Origin of the sequence: Nocardioides limicola (genome assembly GCF_016827675.1) — a bacterium.
GTDB classification, from domain to species: domain Bacteria; phylum Actinomycetota; class Actinomycetes; order Propionibacteriales; family Nocardioidaceae; genus Nocardioides; species Nocardioides limicola.
On sequence record NZ_JAERJA010000001.1, the window covers coordinates 206,726 to 225,078 of the forward strand.

Here is an 18,353-nt window from a genome sequence, read left to right on the forward strand (position 1 = left end):
ACCCTCAGGTGCCATGGCAGAGCAGACCACCTCGTCAATCGTGATCGAGGCGAGCCCCGCCGCGGTGATGGACGTGATCGCAGACTTCGCGTCGTACCCGACCTGGGCCAAGGGAGTGAAGACGGCCGAGGTGCACGGGACCACCCCCGAGGGGCGTGCCGAGCGGGTCGCCTTCCGGCTGGAGGTGCCGCCGATCAAGGACTCCTACACGCTCGCCTACACCTGGCAGGGCGACGATCAGGTCACCTGGACCCTCGTCGAGGCGGGCATGCTGACCGCCCTCGACGGCGCCTACGTGCTCCGGGACCTCGGTGGCCGCACCGAGGTGACGTACCGGCTGGCGCTCGATGTCTCGGTGCCGCTGATCGGCATGCTCAAGCGCAAGGGGGAGAAGATGCTCATCGACACCGCACTCAAGGGGCTCAAGACGCGCGTCGAGTCACTTGCCTGACCGCGTGCGCATCCTCCTCTTCACCGGCAAGGGCGGCGTCGGCAAGTCGACGGTCGCCTCCGGCACCGCTGCCCTGGCCGCGGCCTCCGGACAGCGGACCCTGGTGCTCTCCACCGACGCCGCGCACTCGCTGGCGGACGCGTTCGGGGTCCCGGTCGGACCCGAGCCGACCCAGGTGGCCGACCACCTGTTCGTGCAGCAGGTGGACGCACAACTGCGTTTCGAGCAGTCCTGGGCCGACATCCAGCGCTACATGCTCACCGTCCTCGACGTCGCCGGGGTGGACCCGGTGGCCGCCGAGGAACTGACCGTGATCCCCGGTGCCGAGGAGGTGCTGGCGCTGCTGGAACTGCGCCTGCACGCGCTCTCGGGTGAGTGGGACGTGATCATCGTCGACTGTGCCCCGACCGCTGAGACGCTGCGGCTGCTCGCACTCCCCGAGGCGCTGGGGTGGTACATGCAGCGCGTCTTCCCGACCGAACGGCGGGTCGTCAAGGCGCTGGGCCCGGTGCTGTCCAAGGCTGCCGGGGTGCCGATGCCCAAGGACGACGTCTTCGACGCCATCGAGCGGCTGCATCGCGAGCTCGATGAGGTGCGTCAGCTGCTCAGTGGCCCGAACGCGAGCGTCCGGCTGGTGCTCACCCCCGAGAACGTGGTCGTCGCCGAGGCCCGCCGCTCCTGGACGACGCTGTCGCTGTACGGCTACCGGGTGGACAGCGTCGTCGCCAACCGGGTCTTCCCCGACTCCGACGCCGACGAATGGCGCGCGGGCTGGGTGGAGGCCCAACGTGAGGTGCTGGCCGGCGTGGAGCAGTCGTTCGCGCCGCTGCCGGTCTACCGATCGACGTACCGGACCGGAGAGCCTGTCGGTGTCGACGCGTTGGCCGACCTTGCCGCCGACGTGTACGGCGGAGCCGACCCGCTGGCGCTGCCGGTCGGGGACGGACCGTTCCGGATCACCCGCCACGACACCGGCGCGGTGGTCGAGCTGGCGCTGCCCGGGGCTACCCGGGACCAGGTCGACCTGGGACGCAACGGCGACGAACTGGTGGTGACCGTGGGATCGTATCGGCGGGTGCTGTCACTGCCGGCCAGCCTGTCCCGGCTCGGCATCGCCGGTGCCCGAGTGACCGACGGCACGCTACGAGTGCGCTTCGAGGGAGGTGACGTGAATGGGTGACGAACACGACGACATCGGCTCCGCCGCCGAGGAGGCAGCGAAGTTGTTCCATGCCCTGACCGACTGGGCCAAGGAGTCCGGCGGCGGCCTCGGCGACGGCGTAGCCTCGATGGCGTCCCAGGCCTCGCACGCCTTCCACGAGGTCAACGAGCACATCGCCACCGGCGCCGCCGAGTGCCAGTACTGCCCGGTCTGCCGGGTCGTGCACCTGGTCCGCGAGACCAGCCCGGAGGTGAAGACCCACCTCGCGGTCGCCGCCAGCCACTTCGCCCAGGCCGCGGCCGGCATCCTGGCCACCGCCGTCCCGGACCCCGCCGAAGGCGGCCGGCAGCGTGACGAGCCCCGAGTTCAGCACATCGACCTCGATGATGAGGCGGAGGACCCTCAGGAATGACCACCCTTGCCTGCGGCGTGGATGTCGGCGGCACCAAGATCGCCGCCGGAGTCGTGGACACCGCCGGGACCGTGCTGGCGCAGGTGCGCGCCGTGTCGCCCGCCGCTGACCCGGCCGCGATCACCGACACCATCGTCGGCCTGGTCGACCAGTTGCGCGCGGCCCACGACGTCGGCTCCGTCGGCGTCGGAGCCGCCGGCTTCATCGACGCCGACCGCGCGACGGTCCGGTTCGCCCCTAACATCGCCTGGCGCGAGGAGCCCCTCGGCGCGGCATTGCACCACCGGCTCGGACTGTCGGTGGTGGTCGAGAACGACGCCAACGCGGCCGCCTGGGGCGAGTACGCGTTCGGAGCCGGCCGGGGAGCCGACACGATGCTGACCGCCACCCTCGGCACCGGGGTCGGCGGGGGGTTGATCCTCGGCGGACACCTGCACCGCGGCAGCCACGGGATGGCCGCTGAGATCGGCCACCTGCGACTGACCCCCGACGGACCGCTCTGTGGCTGCGGCAAGCGCGGCTGCCTGGAGACCTACTCGTCCGGCACCGCCCTGGTCCGCCGGGCCCGGGAGGACGTCGAGGCCGGGTTGCCCGGCACCGAACACCTCCGGGCGCTGGCCAACGGCGCCGTGACCGGGCCGATGGTCACCGAGGCGGCGATGGCCGGCGACCGCTACGCGATCACGCTGCTGGCCGAGGTGGGGCGCCACCTCGGCTACGGCCTGGCCTCACTCTGCGCGGTCCTCGACCCCGACACCATCGTGATCGGCGGCGGCATGGTCGCCGCTGGCGAGCTCGTCCTCGGCCCGGCCCGGGACAGTCTCGCCGCCGAGCTGAGCGCCGCCGCGCACCGGCCACCACCGGCGCTGCTGCCGGCAACCCTGGGCAACACCGCCGGGCTGATCGGCGCCGCCGACCTCTCCCGGATGATGACGTGAGTCAGCCCCTCTGGGTCGGCGTCGACGTCGGCGGCACCAAGGTGCTGGCCGGAGTGGTCGACGCGGACGGCCGGGTACGTCGTACCGCCCGACGGGCGACGCCGGGGCGCCGGGTCGACGTACGCCGTGTCGAGGACGCGATCGCCCAAGCGGTCGCCGAGGTCGCGGCCGGGGAGCCGCTGGCCGGTGTCGGCCTGGCCGCCGCCGGCTTCGTGGACGCCGACCGGGCCCGGGTCCGGTTCGCGCCGCACCTGCCCTGGCGCGGCGAGGACGTGCGCGCCCGGATGACGGACCGGCTCGGGGTCGAGGTGAAGCTGGAGAACGACGCCAACGCCGCGGCCTGGGCCGAGCACCGGTTCGGTGCCGGGCGCGGGGTCGATGACCTGCTGATGATCACCATGGGCACCGGGATCGGCGGCGGCATCGTCAGTGACGGCCGGCTCACCCGGGGCCGCAACGGGATGGCTGGCGAGTTCGGCCACATGATGGTGGTGCCCGACGGGCAGCCCTGCGACTGTGGCGGTCGTGGGTGCTGGGAGCAGTACGCCAGCGGTGGGGCCCTGGTCCGGGCCGCGCAGCACCGATTCGGTCAGCAGCCGTCGCTGCTGGAGGACCTGTGCCACGGAGATCCGGCGCTGATCAGCGGCCCGATGGTGACCGCCGCAGCCGAGGAGGGCGACCTGCTCGCTCGGGAGGCGTTCGCCGAGGTCGGACGGTGGCTCGGCGTCGGTCTGGCGAACGTGGTCGCCGCTCTGGACCCGGCCTGTGTGGTGGTCGGTGGCGGAGTCTCGGCCGCCGGCAACCGGCTGCTGGACCCGGCCCGGACAGCCCTCGAGCACTCCCTGGTCGCCGCCGGCCATCGGGAACTGCCGCCCGTGGTAGCCGCCGCTCTCGGCCCCGAAGCCGGCCTGATCGGCGCCGTCGACCTCGCCCGCCCCTGACGAAGTGGGGCTTGTGGCCCGCCGAGGTGGGGTTCGTGGCCGGCCGAGGTGGGGTTTGTGGCCGCCTGGGGTGGTGATCTCGATACATCCGCTCGTTCCTCGCGGACACTCGATCACCGAGATACATCCGCTCGTTCCTCGCGGACACTCGATCACCGAAGGGGGCTCGTTCCTCGCGGACACTCGATCACCGAAGGGGGCTCGTTCCTCGCGGACACTCGATCACCGAGGGGGGTGGTCAGACCTGGGCGCCGTTGTCCCAGTCGTCGGGACGCCGAGGCATCCGCCAGACCAGGTAGCCGAACCCCCAGGCGAACCACGCCAGGACGACCAGCGCCAGCGGCTGGGGGAGTGAGAAGCGCAGCACCCCGAGCAGCAACAGCAGCGCAGGCATCCCGAGCAGCCCGATCCACGCGGTCAGCCGCACCGGCGGAGGCATCACCAGCGGGCCCGGATCCGGCGGCACGAACCGATCGGCCAGGAGCGGCTCATCCGGCTCATCCGGCTCCGGGGGCGCCTCGGCGTAGCCCGGGGCCACCAGTTCCTCGACGTCGGGCGGCGGTGGCGGGGGCGGAGCCGGCTCGGGCGGCGGGGAGCCGTCGTCGAGTGCCGCCCGCTCGCCGAAGTTCTCCACGATGGCGCGCCAGGCCTCGTCCTCGTCCGGCCGGTTCACCTCTTCAGCGTAGTTCGGTGTTGGTGACCCGAGCCACGAACTCGACACTCTCGGCGAAGATCGTCTCGGCGTCGTTGTCCAGCGGCGCCACGTGGTAGCTGTTGCTGAGCAAGCGTTCGGTGACGTCGGTGGACGAGACGCGGCTGAGGATGATCCGAGCCGACGAAGGGTCGACGACGTGGTCCTCGGTGGAGCGCAGCAACAGCAGTGGCGCGGTGACCCGGGGCAGCGATCGTCGTACCTGAGGCCAGGTGGAGACCAGGCTGGACAGCGCCTTCAACGGGGTCCGGTCATAGCCGCCCTCGTCAACGCCGGGCTTCTTGATGTCATTGGCCAGACCCGGCATCGACGGCACCAGATGCTTGAGCACCGGCAGCGCCAGCAACTGCTTGTTGGTGCTGGCCACGGCCGGGTTGACCAGGATCAGGCCGGCCACATCCGCGGGGCGATCCGCGGCCAGCTGGATGGTCAACGTGCCACCCATCGACAAGCCGCCGATCACCACCTGGTCGCACTCCCGGGTGAGCTTGTCCAGGGCACGGTTGACCGCGGCGTACCAGTCGGCCCAGCGGGTGGTGTTCATCTCCCGCCAGTCAGTGCCGTGGCCGGGCAGCCGCGGCAACTCCACGGCGAACCCCCGGGCGGCCAGCGACTCGGCCCACGGCCGGATCGAGGCCGGGGAGCCCGTGAAGCCATGGCTGAGCAGCACGCCGACCTTGCGGCCGCCGGTCGACTCGGGTCGGGCGGGTGCGGAGAACGGATGAGCAGTGGGCATGATCGGCACAGGGTTGATTCTGCACTAGTGTTCGGTGCAGCACGCGAGCGGCGACAAGCGGAGGTCTGCAATGTTCTATTGGTTCCTGAAATGGATTCTCCTCGGCCCGCCGCTGCGACTGATCTTCCGCCCCCAAGCCCACGGTGTCGACCACGTGCCGACCGAGGGGCCGGCGATCCTGGCGTGCAACCACCTCTCCTACGCCGACTGGTTGTTCATGCCGCTGGTGCTGCCGCGCCGGGTGAGCTTCGTGGCCAAGGCCGAGTACTTCACCGGCACCGGGGTCAAGGGGTGGCTGCAGAAGAACTTCTTCACCGGCACCGGGAACATCCCGATCGACCGATCCGGTGCCAGCGCCGCCGAGGGAGCCCTCACCAGCGCCAAGAAGGTGCTGGGCAGCGGTGGCATCTTCGGCATCTTCCCCGAGGGCACCCGGTCACACGACGGGAAGCTCTACCGCGGCCGGACCGGCGTCGCGCGGCTGGCCCTGGAGACCGGCGTACCGGTGATTCCGGTGGCCGTCGTGGGCACTGACGTGGTGGCCCCGCCGGGCAAGAAGTTCGGCCGGTTCACCCGCCCGGTGGTGCGCTTCGGTGAGCCGCTGGACTTCTCCCGCTACGAAGGGATGTCCGACGACCGCTACATCCTGCGGTCGATCACCGACGAGATCATGTACGCGATCATGGAGCTCTCCAAGCAGGAGTACGTCGACATGTACGCGCCGCAGGCCAAGGAACTGTCCAAGCAGGCCGAGCAGGAGCAGCGCCGCAAGAAGGCCTCCTGAGCGGTGACCCTCCGCGAGCAGCCCTGGCAGCATCCGGCGGCACTGGCTGTCACGGATCGGATGTTCTCGGTCTGGGCGGCGTTGCGGGTGCTGGTGCTGCTCAACATGCTGGCCGTCAACCTGTACCGCCGCGACGAGGTCGTCCACACGGGTTGGTGGGCCAGCATTCTGGTGGTGCTGATCGGGTGGAGCATCTTCACCCTCTGGGCCTATCGGGCGCGCCGGCGCGGCCTCGGGGGGCTGCTGGTGATCGACCTGACCCTGGCCACCGCCGCACTGCTCTCGTCGGCCTGGGTGAAGGCGGACCCGGACACGGCGACCGTGCCCGGATTCTGGGTGATGTCGGTGGTGCTCGCCTGGGCGATCCACTGGCGCTGGCGCGGAGGGCTGCTCGCGGCGGCCGTCATCTCTGCCACCGACTTCGTGATCCGCACCGAGTTCACCGCGACCAACTACGGTTACACCTTCCTGCTGATGATCGGCGGGCCGTTGGTGGGACTGATGTGTCAGTCACTACAGCAGATGGCGGTGCAGCGCGACGCCGCCGAACGGGCCGCCGCCGCAGCCCAGGAGCGGCAACGACTGGCTCGCACGGTGCACGACGGGGTGCTGCAGGTGCTGGCGCTGGTGCAACGCCGGGGGGCCGAGTTCGCCGAGCAGTTGCCCCAGACCTCGGGCGCCCAGGCCCAGGAGTTGGCTCGGCTGGCCGGGGAGCAGGAACAGGCGCTGAGATCCTTGGTGCACCAGTGGGCGGCGCCGCCCGCCGACCCGGCGTACACCCATGTCAGCGACCTGGCGGCAGCAGTGACCGGCCTTGCCCGCCGCCACCCGGGCCTGCAGGTGGAGGTGGCTACCCCCGGGGTCGCGGTCGAACTGCCGAGCGGGCTCGTCGACGAGCTGGTCGCCGCGGCAGGGGAGTGCCTCGCCAACATCAGCCGGCATGTCGGCCCGGACGCCCGGGCATGGGTGCTGCTGGAGGATCTGGGAGACCAAGTGGTGGTCTCGGTGCGAGACGAGGGGCCCGGCATCCCCGAGGGCCGGCTGGCTGCCGCGGAGGCCTCGGGCCGCCTGGGGGTCAGTCAGTCGATCCGGGCGCGGCTGGATGACCTCGGTGGCCACGCGCTGATGCATACCGGGCCCGAAGGCACCGAGTGGGAGCTCACCGCGCCGCGGGAGTGACCCGATGGGGAGCGACCCTGATCAGCAGTGCCCCCTGGCCTCGGGCGGTCGGGGCATCGGTAGCGTTAGGCCCCAGGTCGCCAGATCTGCCAGGGGCGGTAGCTCAGTCGGTTAGAGCAGAGGACTCATAATCCTTGGGTCGTGGGTTCGAGCCCCACCCGCCCCACCACGGGTCGAAGGCCGCGCACGACTCACTGGTGGCCGGCGATGACGAGTCGGCCGTTGCGCAACTCCAGGTCCAGGTGCACCTGCTCGGCGAAGGTGCTGCCGTCGTCCCGGACGTACTCGATCCGGTAGGCGACCCGCATCGCCTCCGCGTCCGGACGAACGTCGCTGACCGAGGCGCTGAGGAACTGTGACCACCACCCCCGATAGCCGGTGAAGCCACCGGAGTCGCTCTGGTACTCCGGAGTCAGCATCCGATAGCCCTCGCGGGTGTTGTGCACGGCCGCATCGACGTAGGCCCGGATGAACTCCACGATGTCGTCGTCGGTGACGTCCTCCAGTGCGGGATCGGGGGTGACGACCGGGGCCGCGTCCTGGCCGGTCGAGATGGCGATCTCCTCGGCAATCCGCCGTGGCGCATTGGCCGGATCCCCGGTCACCCACCACCAGCCGACCAGCACCACCAGCAGCACCGACAGCAGCGCCGCGGCGGCCAGGGTCGGAGTGACCACGATCAGCGGCTCCTCCCACTCCTCGTCCTCGTCCTCGACCTCCTGATCGGTGAGGACCTCAGCAGTCACCGGCGCGGACTGCTCCGGCGCGTCGATGACCAGGGTCGCACCGGTGACGGCTGGCGATGCGAGCCGCCGGGTCGGTTCGGCAGCAGCGTGGGTCGGGCTGTCGGTGGACCGGCTCGGTGGACCCATCGTGCCCAGCGAAGCCAGGTAGTTGCGCACGTCCTGCGCGGTCCACCGTTGTGCGGGGTCGGTGGTCAGGGTGTGCTCGATCGCCCGGGCCACCCACCCGGATTCGGGCAGTCGGGGTGGGGGCGAGTGCACCACCTGGTGCATGGTGGCGGTGACCTCGCCAGCGTCGAACGGGGCACGCCCGCTGACGGCATGGAAGAGGGTGGCACCCAGCGACCACACATCGCTGGCCGGTTCGGCGCGATGCCCGGAAGCGACCTCGGGAGCCAGGTACGCCGGGGAGCCGGTGACCAGGCCGGTCCGGGTCGCCGACTGGTCGGCCAGGCTCCGGGAGATGCCGAAGTCGCCGAGCTTGGCGTGCCCGTCGCTGGTCACGAAGACGTTGCCCGGCTTGACGTCCCGGTGCACGATGCCGGCCCGGTGAGCCGCCGCCAGCCCACCGGCGACCTGACCGATCAGGCCCGCCGCCACGTCCGGGCTCAAGGGGCCGTCACGCCGCACGATCTGAGCGAGGCTGGCCCCGTCGACGTACTCCATCACCAGCCACAGCTCGTCACCCTCGGCGACCAGGTCGAAGACGGCGACCACGCCCGGGTGGCTCAGTGAGGCCGCGAGCTGGGCTTCGCGTCGGGCGCGTTCCCGGGTGCCTTCGTCGGCCTCGGCGACGATGCGCTTCACTGCGACCTGGCGTTCCAACAACGTGTCGGTGGCCAGCCACACCGAGCCCATGCCGCCGTTGCTGAGTCGTCCCACCAGTGAGTACCTGCCGGAGCTCACGGACCTGTGTCACCTCGATCTCTCTAGCTTCGTACCGTCAACGAGCGAGATCCCCTGTCGTGACAGACTGGCCCGAGAAGGAGCCTGCGGCAACCGATGGCCCGCAGGCTGAGCAGTGAAAGGACTCCCGGCGTTGTCCGCACCCCACATCCTCGACGAGCTCGAATGGCGAGGTCTGATCGCCCACTCGACCGACCGTGACGCACTCCGTGCGGCACTCTCCGAGGGCACGGTGCGGTTCTATGTCGGGTTCGACCCGACCGCCCCGAGCCTGCACATGGGTCACCTGGTGCAGGTGTTGACCGCGAAGCGCCTGCAACTGGCGGGACACAAGCCCTACGCCCTCGTCGGTGGCGCCACCGGCATGATCGGCGACCCGAAGGAGTCGGGGGAGCGCACCTTGAACTCCCTGGACACCGTGAAGGACTGGGTCGAGCGGGTCCGCGGCCAGATCGAGCCGTTCCTGTCCTTCGATGGCGACTCCGGCGCGGTGATGGTCAACAACTACGACTGGACGGCGAGCCTGTCCACGATCGACTTCCTGCGGGACATCGGCAAGCACTTCCCGGTGAACCGGATGCTGGCCCGGGATGTGGTGCGCAGCCGACTCGAGGAAGGCATCAGCTACACCGAGTTCAGCTACGTGCTGTTGCAGTCGTTGGACTTCTTGAACCTCTACCGTGAGTACGGCGTCACCCTGCAGTTCGGTGGCTCGGATCAGTGGGGCAACCTGACCGCCGGCGCGGAACTGATCCGCCGTGCGGACGGAGGCAGGGCGCACGCCTTCGCCACCCCGCTGCTGACGAAGGCCGACGGGACGAAGTACGGCAAGACCGAGGGCGGCGCGCTCTGGCTGGACCCGGAGATGATGTCGCCGTGGGACTTCTACCAGTTCTGGCTCAACGTCGAGGACGAGAAGGTCGGCGAGCTGCTGCGGGTGTTCACCTTCCTGGATCGTGCGGAGATCGAGGCGCTGGAGAAGCAGACGGCCGAGGCGCCGCACCTGCGGGCCGGGCAGAAGGTGCTCGCCCAGCAGGTGACCACCCTCGTGCACGGAGCGGAGCAGACCGCCCAGATCCAGGAGGCGGCCGCGGCCCTGTTCGGGGGCGGTGACCTGCGGTCCCTCGACGTGGACACGCTGTCGGCCGCGCTGACCGCCGCCGGTGCCACCCGGGTCGATACGCCGGGCACGGTGGTGGACCTGTTGGTCGCCGCCGGTCTGGTCAAGAGCAAGGGTGAGGCACGCCGAGCCGTGGCCGACGGTGGTGCCTACGTGAACAACGAGCGGATCAGCGATCCCGACCGCGTGCCGACCGGTGAGGACCTCATCGGCGGCCGATGGCTGGTGCTGCGGCGCGGCAAGAAGAGCCTGGCCGGCGTCGAGGTGGGCTGATGGTGCACTGGCTGGCCGAGATCGAGGATCGGGCACGCCAGGCGCTCTCTGCGCCCGTGTACCGCTATGTCGTCCAGGGCTCCGGCGCTGGGGTGAGTGCGGCGGAGGCGACGCAGTCGTGGGCGCGGACCCGCTTCGTGCCGCGCGTGCTGCGCGAGGTGGACAGCATCGAGTTGGCCACCGACCTGCTCGGCACCGAGTTCGCGACGCCGATCGGGGTCGCCCCGACCACGTTGCAGCGGGCTGTCCACTCCGAGGGGGAGCGCGGGATGGCGGCGGCCGCTGCCGCCGTCGGGGCACCCTTGGTCGTCTCCAGCAACGCAGGCACCGAGTTCGCCGACATCGTCGACCCGGACACACCCTGGTGGGTGCAGGCCTACCTCTCGGCGGATCGGGGCCTGGCGCTGCCGATGCTCGAGCGCGCGGTCGATGCGGGGGCCCGCGCGGTGGTGCTGACCGTGGACACCCCGGTAGTGGCCAGCAAGGACCCTGGGGACGGGCCGGTCATCTGGGACGTGGTCGACCCGGGCCTGCTGCGGGTGAACTTCCAACCCGGGTACGACGATCAGGTGGGCGCGGAGAAGGCGACCGACCTGGGGCCGCACGACATCGTCTGGCTGGCCGACAAGACCGGACTGCCGGTGGTGGTCAAGGGAGTGCTGCACCCCGAGGACGCCCGCCGCTGCGTGCAGGCCGGTGCCAGTGCGGTCTGGGTCTCCAACCATGGCGGTCGACAGTTGGACCGGGCCGCCAGTGTGGCCGCCTGCCTGCCGGGCGTGGCCGCCGAGGTGGGTGACAGTGCCCAGGTGTACGCCGACGGGGGAGTGCGCAGCGGCCTCGACGTGCTGTCAGCGCTGGCGGCGGGCGCTGATGCGGTCTTCTGCGGTCGGGTGCCGTTGCTGGCGTTGGCTGCCGGCGGTGGAGCTGGCGTGCAGGCGGCCCTGACGGCTCTCACGGACGAGCTCGTGGAGGCGCTCAGACTGGCCGGATGCCGCACCCCGGTGGACGCCCGCGGGCTGCTGTGGCGGGCCCAGAACCCCCTCGTATGAGGGTCCACGAACCGTGTGGCGGGCGCCACATCGTTTCGATTTGACCGGGGCTCGGCGCTCGTCTAATGTTTCACCTCGTTGCCCGGAAAGCCGGGGAGCAAGGCCGCGAGGCCGGGCTCCCGATCCGGTGCGACACCACCAACCACCTCACCAAGATCGACTGGTCGGAGTGCGCCTTGAGCGCCGAAGCCCGGAAGGTCGCTGGATGAGTGCGCGGTGAACCCGGCACGACCCGCGTGATCCGAATCGGATGCTCACTGCAAGCCGATTTGCGAAAACACGATCGAACCGGATAAAGTTGGCAAAGCCCGAGGGGGCCAGGGAGAGATCCTTCAACCTCGAGTTGCGCGTGATGTTTGAGAACTCAACAGTGTGTCATTGATAGTCGACGAATTGATTTACTCCGGATCCTGACTTTGGTTGGGGTTTGGTGATTCCTTTTGTTTGATTGATTCTGGATGATTTTTCGTTCAGGGTTTGTCGAGCATGGGTTTGAACTTTCGATGGAGAGTTTGATCCTGGCTCAGGACGAACGCTGGCGGCGTGCTTAACACATGCAAGTCGAGCGGAAAGGCCACTTCGGTGGTACTCGAGCGGCGAACGGGTGAGTAACACGTGAGTAATCTGCCCCTCACTTTGGGATAGCTTCGGGAAACCGAAATTAATACCGGATATGACTCATGACTGCATGGTTGTGGGTGGAAAGTGTTAGCGGTGGGGGATGAACTCGCGGCCTATCAGCTTGTTGGTGGGGTAATGGCCTACCAAGGCTTCGACGGGTAGCCGGCCTGAGAGGGTGACCGGCCACACTGGGACTGAGACACGGCCCAGACTCCTACGGGAGGCAGCAGTGGGGAATATTGGACAATGGGCGGAAGCCTGATCCAGCAACGCCGCGTGAGGGATGACGGCCTTCGGGTTGTAAACCTCTTTCAGTACCGACGAAGCGAGAGTGACGGTAGGTACAGAAGAAGCACCGGCCAACTACGTGCCAGCAGCCGCGGTAATACGTAGGGTGCGAGCGTTGTCCGGAATTATTGGGCGTAAAGGGCTCGTAGGCGGTTGGTCGCGTCGGGAGTGAAAACACCGGGCTTAACTCGGTGCTTGCTTTCGATACGGGCCGACTAGAGGCATGCAGGGGAGAACGGAATTCCTGGTGTAGCGGTGAAATGCGCAGATATCAGGAGGAACACCGGTGGCGAAGGCGGTTCTCTGGGCATGTTCTGACGCTGAGGAGCGAAAGTGTGGGGAGCGAACAGGATTAGATACCCTGGTAGTCCACACCGTAAACGTTGGGCGCTAGGTGTGGGACCTATTCCATGGGTTCCGTGCCGCAGCTAACGCATTAAGCGCCCCGCCTGGGGAGTACGGCCGCAAGGCTAAAACTCAAAGGAATTGACGGGGGCCCGCACAAGCGGCGGAGCATGCGGATTAATTCGATGCAACGCGAAGAACCTTACCTGGGTTTGACATGCACTGGAACATCACAGAGATGTGGTGGCTTTTGCTGGTGTGCAGGTGGTGCATGGCTGTCGTCAGCTCGTGTCGTGAGATGTTGGGTTAAGTCCCGCAACGAGCGCAACCCTCGTTCCATGTTGCCAGCACGTAATGGTGGGGACTCATGGGAGACTGCCGGGGTCAACTCGGAGGAAGGTGGGGATGACGTCAAGTCATCATGCCCCTTATGTCCAGGGCTTCACGCATGCTACAATGGCCGGTACAGAGGGCTGCGATACCGCAAGGTGGAGCGAATCCCAAAAAGCCGGTCTCAGTTCGGATTGGGGTCTGCAACTCGACCCCATGAAGTCGGAGTCGCTAGTAATCGCAGATCAGCAACGCTGCGGTGAATACGTTCCCGGGCCTTGTACACACCGCCCGTCACGTCACGAAAGTCGGCAACACCCGAAGCCCATGGCCCAACCCGTAAGGGAGGGAGTGGTCGAAGGTGGGGTTGGCGATTGGGACGAAGTCGTAACAAGGTAGCCGTACCGGAAGGTGCGGCTGGATCACCTCCTTTCTAAGGAGCTTTTTGCTCACTAGTGGAACGTTGACGCTCTCGCATCCTGTGGGGGTCTGATTCTTGCTGGGTTTGTCCTGGTGGGGTTGGTGTTGGTGGCACACTGTTGGGGTTCTGAGGCATCACGTGAGTGTGTGTCTTGGTGCCTGCTTTGCTCTGGGTCTCCTTGTTGGGGGGTTCGGGGTGTTGCTGGGTGTGTTGTTTGAGATCTGTATAGTGGACGCGAGCATCTTAATTTTGTTGTGTCGTTTGTAGTGTTGTTTCGGCAAGCTGCAAAGGGCGTATGGTGGATGCCTTGGCACCGAGAGCCGATGAAGGACGTTGGAGCCTGCGATAAGCCCCGGTTAGTTGGCAACCGAGCGTTTGACCCGGGGATGTCCGAATGGGGAAACCCAGCACCAGTCATGTGGTGTTACCTCCGCCTGAATGTATAGGGCGGTTGGAGGGAACGTCGGGAAGTGAAACATCTCAGTACCGACAGGAAGAGAAAACAATAGTGATTCCGAGAGTAGTGGCGAGCGAAATCGGAAGAGGCTAAACCTCATGTGTGTGATACCCGGCAGGGGTTGCATGTGGGGGGTTGTGGGGCCGTTTCGTGTCTGTTCTGCCGAGCAGGCGCATTCGCGCATTGGTGAAGTCGAAGTCAGTTGGAAAGCTGTGCCGTAGTGGGTGAGAGTCCCGTAGACGTAAGCTGTGTGTGGGTGTGGAAGCGGTACCCGAGTAGCACGCTACTCCTGGAATGGCGTGTGAATCTGGCGGGACCACCCGTTAAGCCTAAATACTCCTCGGTGACCGATAGCGGACAAGTACCGTGAGGGAAAGGTGAAAAGTACCCCTGGCGGGGAGTGAAATAGTACCTGAAACCATACGCCTACAATCCGTCAGAGCCCTTTGGGGTGATGGCGTGCCTTTTGAAGAATGAGCCTGCGAGTTTGCGTTGCGTTGCGAGGTTAACCCGTGTGGGGTAGCCGTAGCGAAAGCGAGTCTGAATAGGGCGACTGAGTAGCGTGATCAAGACCCGAAGCGGAGTGATCTATCCATGGGCAGGTTGAAGCGCCGGTAAGACGGCGTGGAGGACCGAACCCACTTAGGTTGAAAACTGAGGGGATGACCTGTGGATAGGGGTGAAAGGCCAATCAAACTCCGTGATAGCTGGTTCTCCCCGAAATGCATTTAGGTGCAGCGTTGCGTGTTTCTTGCCGGAGGTAGAGCACTGGATAGCCGATGGGCCCGACCAGGTTACTGACGTTAGCCAAACTCCGAATGCCGGTAAGTGAGAGCGCAGCAGTGAGACTGCGGGGGATAAGCTTCGTAGTCGAGAGGGAAACAGCCCAGACCATCAGCTAAGGCCCCTAAGCGGTGACTAAGTGGAAAAGGATGTGGAGTCGCATAAACAACCAGGAGGTTGGCTTGGAAGCAGCCACCCTTGAAAGAGTGCGTAATAGCTCACTGGTCAAGTGATTCCGCGCCGACAATGTAGCGGGGCTCAAGTCATCCGCCGAAGCTATGGCATTCACGCGTGTACTAAGCCTTCGTGGTTCAGGTGCGTGGATGGGTAGGGGAGCGTCGTGCCGCGAGTGAAGCGCCGGAGTGATCCAGGTGTGGACGCGGCACGAGTGAGAATGCAGGCATGAGTAGCGAATGAAGAGTGAGAAACTCTTCCGCCGAATGATCAAGGGTTCCAGGGTCAAGCTAATCTGCCCTGGGTAAGTCGGGACCTAAGGCGAGGCCGACAGGCGTAGTCGATGGACAACCAGTTGATATTCTGGTACCGGCAAAGTAGCGCCCATGACGAGCCCGGTGATGCTAACCACCCGCCGCGTTGCTTACTTCTCCTTCGGGAGCGGGGGTGACGCTTAGCGTGGGACCCTCACCGGTAGTAGTCAAGCGATGGGGTGACGCAGGAAGGTAGTCCAACCACACCGATGGTTGTGTGTGGCCAAGCATGTAGGGCGAGTGGTAGGCAAATCCGCCACTCATGATGCCTGAGATGTGATGGGGACCCGTTTGGGGAAGTGGATGATCCTATGCTGTCGAGAAAAACCTCTAGCGAGCTATGCGCCGCCCGTACCCCAAACCGACACAGGTGATCAGGTAGAGAATACCAAGGCGATCGAGAGAACCATGGTTAAGGAACTCGGCAAAATGCCCCCGTAACTTCGGGAGAAGGGGGGCCCGATCCGTCAACCACCATGCGTGGGGTAGCGGTGAGGGCCGCAGAGACCAGGCCCAAGCGACTGTTTACTAAAAACACAGGTCCGTGCGAAGTTGTAAGACGATGTATACGGACTGACTCCTGCCCGGTGCTGGAAGGTTAAGGGGACCTGTTAGAGCGTAAGCTCGAAGCGGAGAACTTAAGCCCCAGTAAACGGCGGTGGTAACTATAACCATCCTAAGGTAGCGAAATTCCTTGTCGGGTAAGTTCCGACCTGCACGAATGGAGTAACGACTTGGGCGCTGTCTCAACCATGGACTCGGCGAAATTGCACTACGAGTAAAGATGCTCGTTACGCGCGGAAGGACGGAAAGACCCCGGGACCTTTACTATAGTTTGGTATTGGTGTTTGGTTCGGCTTGTGTAGGATAGGTGGGAGACTTTGAAGCATCGACGCCAGTTGGTGTGGAGTCATCGTTGAAATACCACTCTGGTCGTACTAGATGTCTAACCTAGGACCATTATCTGGTTCAGGGACAGTGCCTGATGGGTAGTTTAACTGGGGCGGTTGCCTCCTAAAGAGTAACGGAGGCGCTCAAAGGTTCCCTCAGCCTGGTTGGCAATCAGGTGGCGAGTGCAAGTGCACAAGGGAGCTTGACTGTGAGACAGACATGTCGAGCAGGGACGAAAGTCGGAACTAGTGATCCGGCGCTGGCATGTGGAAGCGGCGTCGCTCAACGGATAAAAGGTACCCCGGGGATAACAGGCTGATCTTCCCCAAGAGTCCATATCGACGGGATGGTTTGGCACCTCGATGTCGGCTCGTCGCATCCTGGGGCCGGAGTAGGTCCCAAGGGTTGGGCTGTTCGCCCATTAAAGCGGCACGCGAGCTGGGTTTAGAACGTCGTGAGACAGTTCGGTCCCTATCCTCCGCGCGCGTAGGAAACTTGAGAAAGGCTGTCCCTAGTACGAGAGGACCGGGATGGACGAACCTCTGGTGTGCCAGTTGTACCGCCAGGTGCATGGCTGGTTGGCTACGTTCGGAAGTGATAACCGCTGAATGCATCTAAGCGGGAAGCACGTTTCAAGATAAGGTTTCCCACCCACTTGATGGGGTAAGGCCCCCAGTAGATGACTGGGTTGATAGGCCGGAGGTGTACAGCAGTAATGCCTAGCCGACCGGTACTAATAGGCCGAGGGCTTGCCATACAACACCACTTATGGCACAACAGATAGACCGCGTCCACTATACAGAATCTGAGACAACACACCCCTGTGTTGGCACAGAGAAACAAATCCATACAGGGAACGTGACTCACAAAGTTACGGCGGCCATAGCGGAAGGGAAACACCCGGTCCCATACCGAACCCGGAAGTTAAGCCTTCCAGCGCCGATGGTACTGCGACCGAGAGGTCGTGGGAGAGTAGGACGCCGCCGGACATTCTTTTGGAACTGCCCATCCGCAGAGCGGATGGGCAGTTCGCATTTTCGGGCATTCGCATGTGCGGGCACTGTGCCCCCTGACGGTACTGGTGGGAACCCGTGGGAGGGTGTGGCCATGGAGACGTCGGGCCTGCACACCTGTGAGGAACCTCTGGCCGCACGGTACGACCTCACCATGCTCGATCTCGACGGCGTGGTCTACATCGGCTCCGCCGCCGTCCCGGGGGTGGCCGGGCAGTTGGCTCGCGCCGCGAGTTTGGGCACCCGGCTCGCCTACGTCACCAACAACGCCTCCCGTTCGGCGCAGACGGTCGCAGAACACCTGGCATCGCTGGGACTCCCGGCTGTCGCCAGCCAGGTGGTGACCTCACCACAGGCGGCGGCCCGACAGGTGCTGCAGCGGTTCCCCCCAGGAAGTCCGGTGGCGGTGCTGGGTGGCCCTGGTATCGCCGCCGCGCTGCTCGAAGCAGGGCTGCGTCCGGTCGCCGTCACGGCGGCAGAGGCGGTTGCGGTGGTCACCGGCTACGGCCCTGAGGTGGTCTGGTCCGACGTGGTCACAGCTGCCCAGCGGATCCGGCAAGGGTTGGCCTGGTTCGCGGCCAACGCCGACCTCACCTTCCCCACCCCACAGGGACTCGCCCCCGGTCATGGCGCCCTGGTGGCCCTGCTGGCCGACTTCACCGGCGTCGCCCCGGTAGTGGCGGGCAAGCCGGAGCCGGCATTGCTGGAGGAAGTGATCCATCGGCACGGAGGCCGTCGACCGTTGATGGTCGGCGACCGGCTGGACACCGACATCCTCGGTGCGCGCAGGGCGGGCGTGGATGCGCTTCTGGTGCTGACCGGGGTCACTGGGCTCGCCGAGTTGGTGGCGGCCGACCCTGCCGAACGGCCCACCTATATCTCCACGACCTTGGCCGGCCTGGGTGAGACCCACCCGGCACCGGTGCTCCAGGGCGGGGGTTGGAGTCTGGGTGGGTGGTTCACCGAGGTGCAGGAAGGCCGACTGACCGTCACGGGGCAGGGACCGGCGAGTGACTGGTGGCGCTGTGTGGCGACAGCGTCGTGGACCTGGCGTGATCGACACGGTCGTACGGTCGACACCGCAGGAGTGGAACCTCCCGGGACGGTAGCCTGACCCCATGACCAGCGACCCAGACCAGCCGACGCCCACGACCGGCGTGCCGGCCGTTGATGCCGTCCTCGCCGACGTGGAGGCGGCCGTCACCGGCCCCGTCGCCGAGCACGTGCAGGTCTTCGAACGCGCACACGAGGTGCTGCGACGCTCGCTGGACCCCGCCACGGCGGATCAGTCCGCCGCGACCGACTGACAT

At 66.3% G+C, this 18,353-nt stretch carries 14 protein-coding genes, 1 tRNA gene and 3 rRNA genes; 15 read left to right on the forward strand and 3 right to left on the reverse strand.

Going from position 1 to position 18,353, the window contains the following annotated elements; genetic code table 11:
• The first annotated feature begins 13 nt into the window (after nt 1-13).
• The 5 genes from JKG67_RS01020 to JKG67_RS01040 are packed head-to-tail and all read left to right on the forward strand — an operon-like array spanning nt 14 to nt 3,904.
• The gene (locus JKG67_RS01020; protein WP_203335401.1) at nt 14-451 is read left to right on the forward strand and encodes an SRPBCC family protein; all 438 of its coding nucleotides are present in this window, start codon (nt 14-16) and stop codon (nt 449-451) included.
• Nucleotides 452-455: 4 nt separating this feature from the next.
• Nucleotides 456-1,631 (forward strand): ArsA family ATPase, encoded by a 1,176-nt coding sequence (locus tag JKG67_RS01025; RefSeq protein ID WP_203335402.1) that lies wholly within the window; start codon nt 456-458, stop codon nt 1,629-1,631.
• Nucleotides 1,624-2,025, forward strand: coding sequence for a hypothetical protein (locus JKG67_RS01030; protein WP_203335403.1), 402 nt, complete (start codon nt 1,624-1,626; stop codon nt 2,023-2,025). The genes JKG67_RS01025 and JKG67_RS01030 overlap by 8 nt, the downstream gene beginning before the upstream one ends.
• Nucleotides 2,022-2,963, forward strand: coding sequence for an ROK family glucokinase (locus JKG67_RS01035; protein ID WP_203335404.1), 942 nt, complete (start codon nt 2,022-2,024; stop codon nt 2,961-2,963). Before JKG67_RS01030 ends, JKG67_RS01035 begins: the two co-directional genes overlap by 4 nt.
• Nucleotides 2,960-3,904: an ROK family glucokinase gene (locus JKG67_RS01040; protein ID WP_203335405.1), complete on the forward strand. Its 945-nt coding sequence runs from the start codon at nt 2,960-2,962 to the stop codon at nt 3,902-3,904. The genes JKG67_RS01035 and JKG67_RS01040 overlap by 4 nt, the downstream gene beginning before the upstream one ends.
• Nucleotides 3,905-4,142: 238 nt before the next feature.
• Here the strand turns inward: JKG67_RS01040 and JKG67_RS01045 are convergent, their stop codons facing one another.
• A complete protein-coding gene (locus JKG67_RS01045) occupies nt 4,143-4,577 on the reverse strand; it encodes a hypothetical protein (protein ID WP_203335406.1) in 435 nt (144 codons plus the stop codon).
• A gap of 4 nt (nt 4,578-4,581) precedes the next feature.
• The gene (locus JKG67_RS01050) at nt 4,582-5,352 is read right to left on the reverse strand and encodes an alpha/beta hydrolase (protein ID WP_203335904.1); all 771 of its coding nucleotides are present in this window, start codon (nt 5,350-5,352) and stop codon (nt 4,582-4,584) included.
• Between the two features lie 70 nt (nt 5,353-5,422).
• Between JKG67_RS01050 and JKG67_RS01055 the strand changes: the two genes are divergently transcribed.
• The 3 genes from JKG67_RS01055 (at nt 5,423) to JKG67_RS01065 (ending at nt 7,484) form a co-directional block, all read left to right on the forward strand.
• The gene (locus tag JKG67_RS01055) at nt 5,423-6,136 is read left to right on the forward strand and encodes a lysophospholipid acyltransferase family protein (protein ID WP_203335407.1); all 714 of its coding nucleotides are present in this window, start codon (nt 5,423-5,425) and stop codon (nt 6,134-6,136) included.
• A 3-nt stretch (nt 6,137-6,139) separates the two neighbouring features.
• A complete protein-coding gene (gene macS, locus JKG67_RS01060; protein WP_307816363.1) occupies nt 6,140-7,315 on the forward strand; it encodes a MacS family sensor histidine kinase in 1,176 nt (391 codons plus the stop codon).
• Between the two features lie 92 nt (nt 7,316-7,407).
• A tRNA-Ile gene (locus JKG67_RS01065) sits at nt 7,408-7,484 on the forward strand.
• Between the two features lie 22 nt (nt 7,485-7,506).
• Here JKG67_RS01065 and JKG67_RS01070 read toward each other — a convergent pair.
• Complete coding sequence (locus JKG67_RS01070; protein ID WP_203335408.1) at nt 7,507-8,940, reverse strand: serine/threonine-protein kinase; 1,434 nt, start codon at nt 8,938-8,940, stop codon at nt 7,507-7,509.
• Between the two features lie 157 nt (nt 8,941-9,097).
• Here JKG67_RS01070 and tyrS point away from each other — a divergent pair, with 157 nt between their 5' ends.
• The 7 genes from tyrS to JKG67_RS01105 all read left to right on the forward strand — a co-directional run bounded on the left by tyrS (nt 9,098) and on the right by JKG67_RS01105 (nt 18,350).
• The gene (gene tyrS / locus JKG67_RS01075) at nt 9,098-10,357 is read left to right on the forward strand and encodes a tyrosine--tRNA ligase (RefSeq protein WP_203335409.1); all 1,260 of its coding nucleotides are present in this window, start codon (nt 9,098-9,100) and stop codon (nt 10,355-10,357) included.
• Nucleotides 10,357-11,406 (forward strand): alpha-hydroxy acid oxidase, encoded by a 1,050-nt coding sequence (locus JKG67_RS01080; protein ID WP_203335410.1) that lies wholly within the window; start codon nt 10,357-10,359, stop codon nt 11,404-11,406. The genes tyrS and JKG67_RS01080 overlap by 1 nt, the downstream gene beginning before the upstream one ends.
• A gap of 500 nt (nt 11,407-11,906) precedes the next feature.
• Nucleotides 11,907-13,423: ribosomal RNA gene (locus JKG67_RS01085) — 16S ribosomal RNA — on the forward strand.
• Nucleotides 13,424-13,686: 263 nt separating this feature from the next.
• Nucleotides 13,687-16,787: ribosomal RNA gene (locus JKG67_RS01090) — 23S ribosomal RNA — on the forward strand.
• 115 nt (nt 16,788-16,902) lie between these two features.
• Nucleotides 16,903-17,019, forward strand: a 5S ribosomal RNA gene (gene rrf, locus JKG67_RS01095).
• The 16S, 23S and 5S rRNA genes sit together here, the layout of an rRNA operon.
• Before the next feature lie 118 nt (nt 17,020-17,137).
• The gene (locus JKG67_RS01100; protein WP_238997771.1) at nt 17,138-18,157 is read left to right on the forward strand and encodes an HAD-IIA family hydrolase; all 1,020 of its coding nucleotides are present in this window, start codon (nt 17,138-17,140) and stop codon (nt 18,155-18,157) included.
• 4 nt (nt 18,158-18,161) lie between these two features.
• Nucleotides 18,162-18,350 (forward strand): hypothetical protein, encoded by a 189-nt coding sequence (locus JKG67_RS01105; RefSeq protein WP_203335411.1) that lies wholly within the window; start codon nt 18,162-18,164, stop codon nt 18,348-18,350.
• Nucleotides 18,351-18,353: the final 3 nt, after the last annotated feature.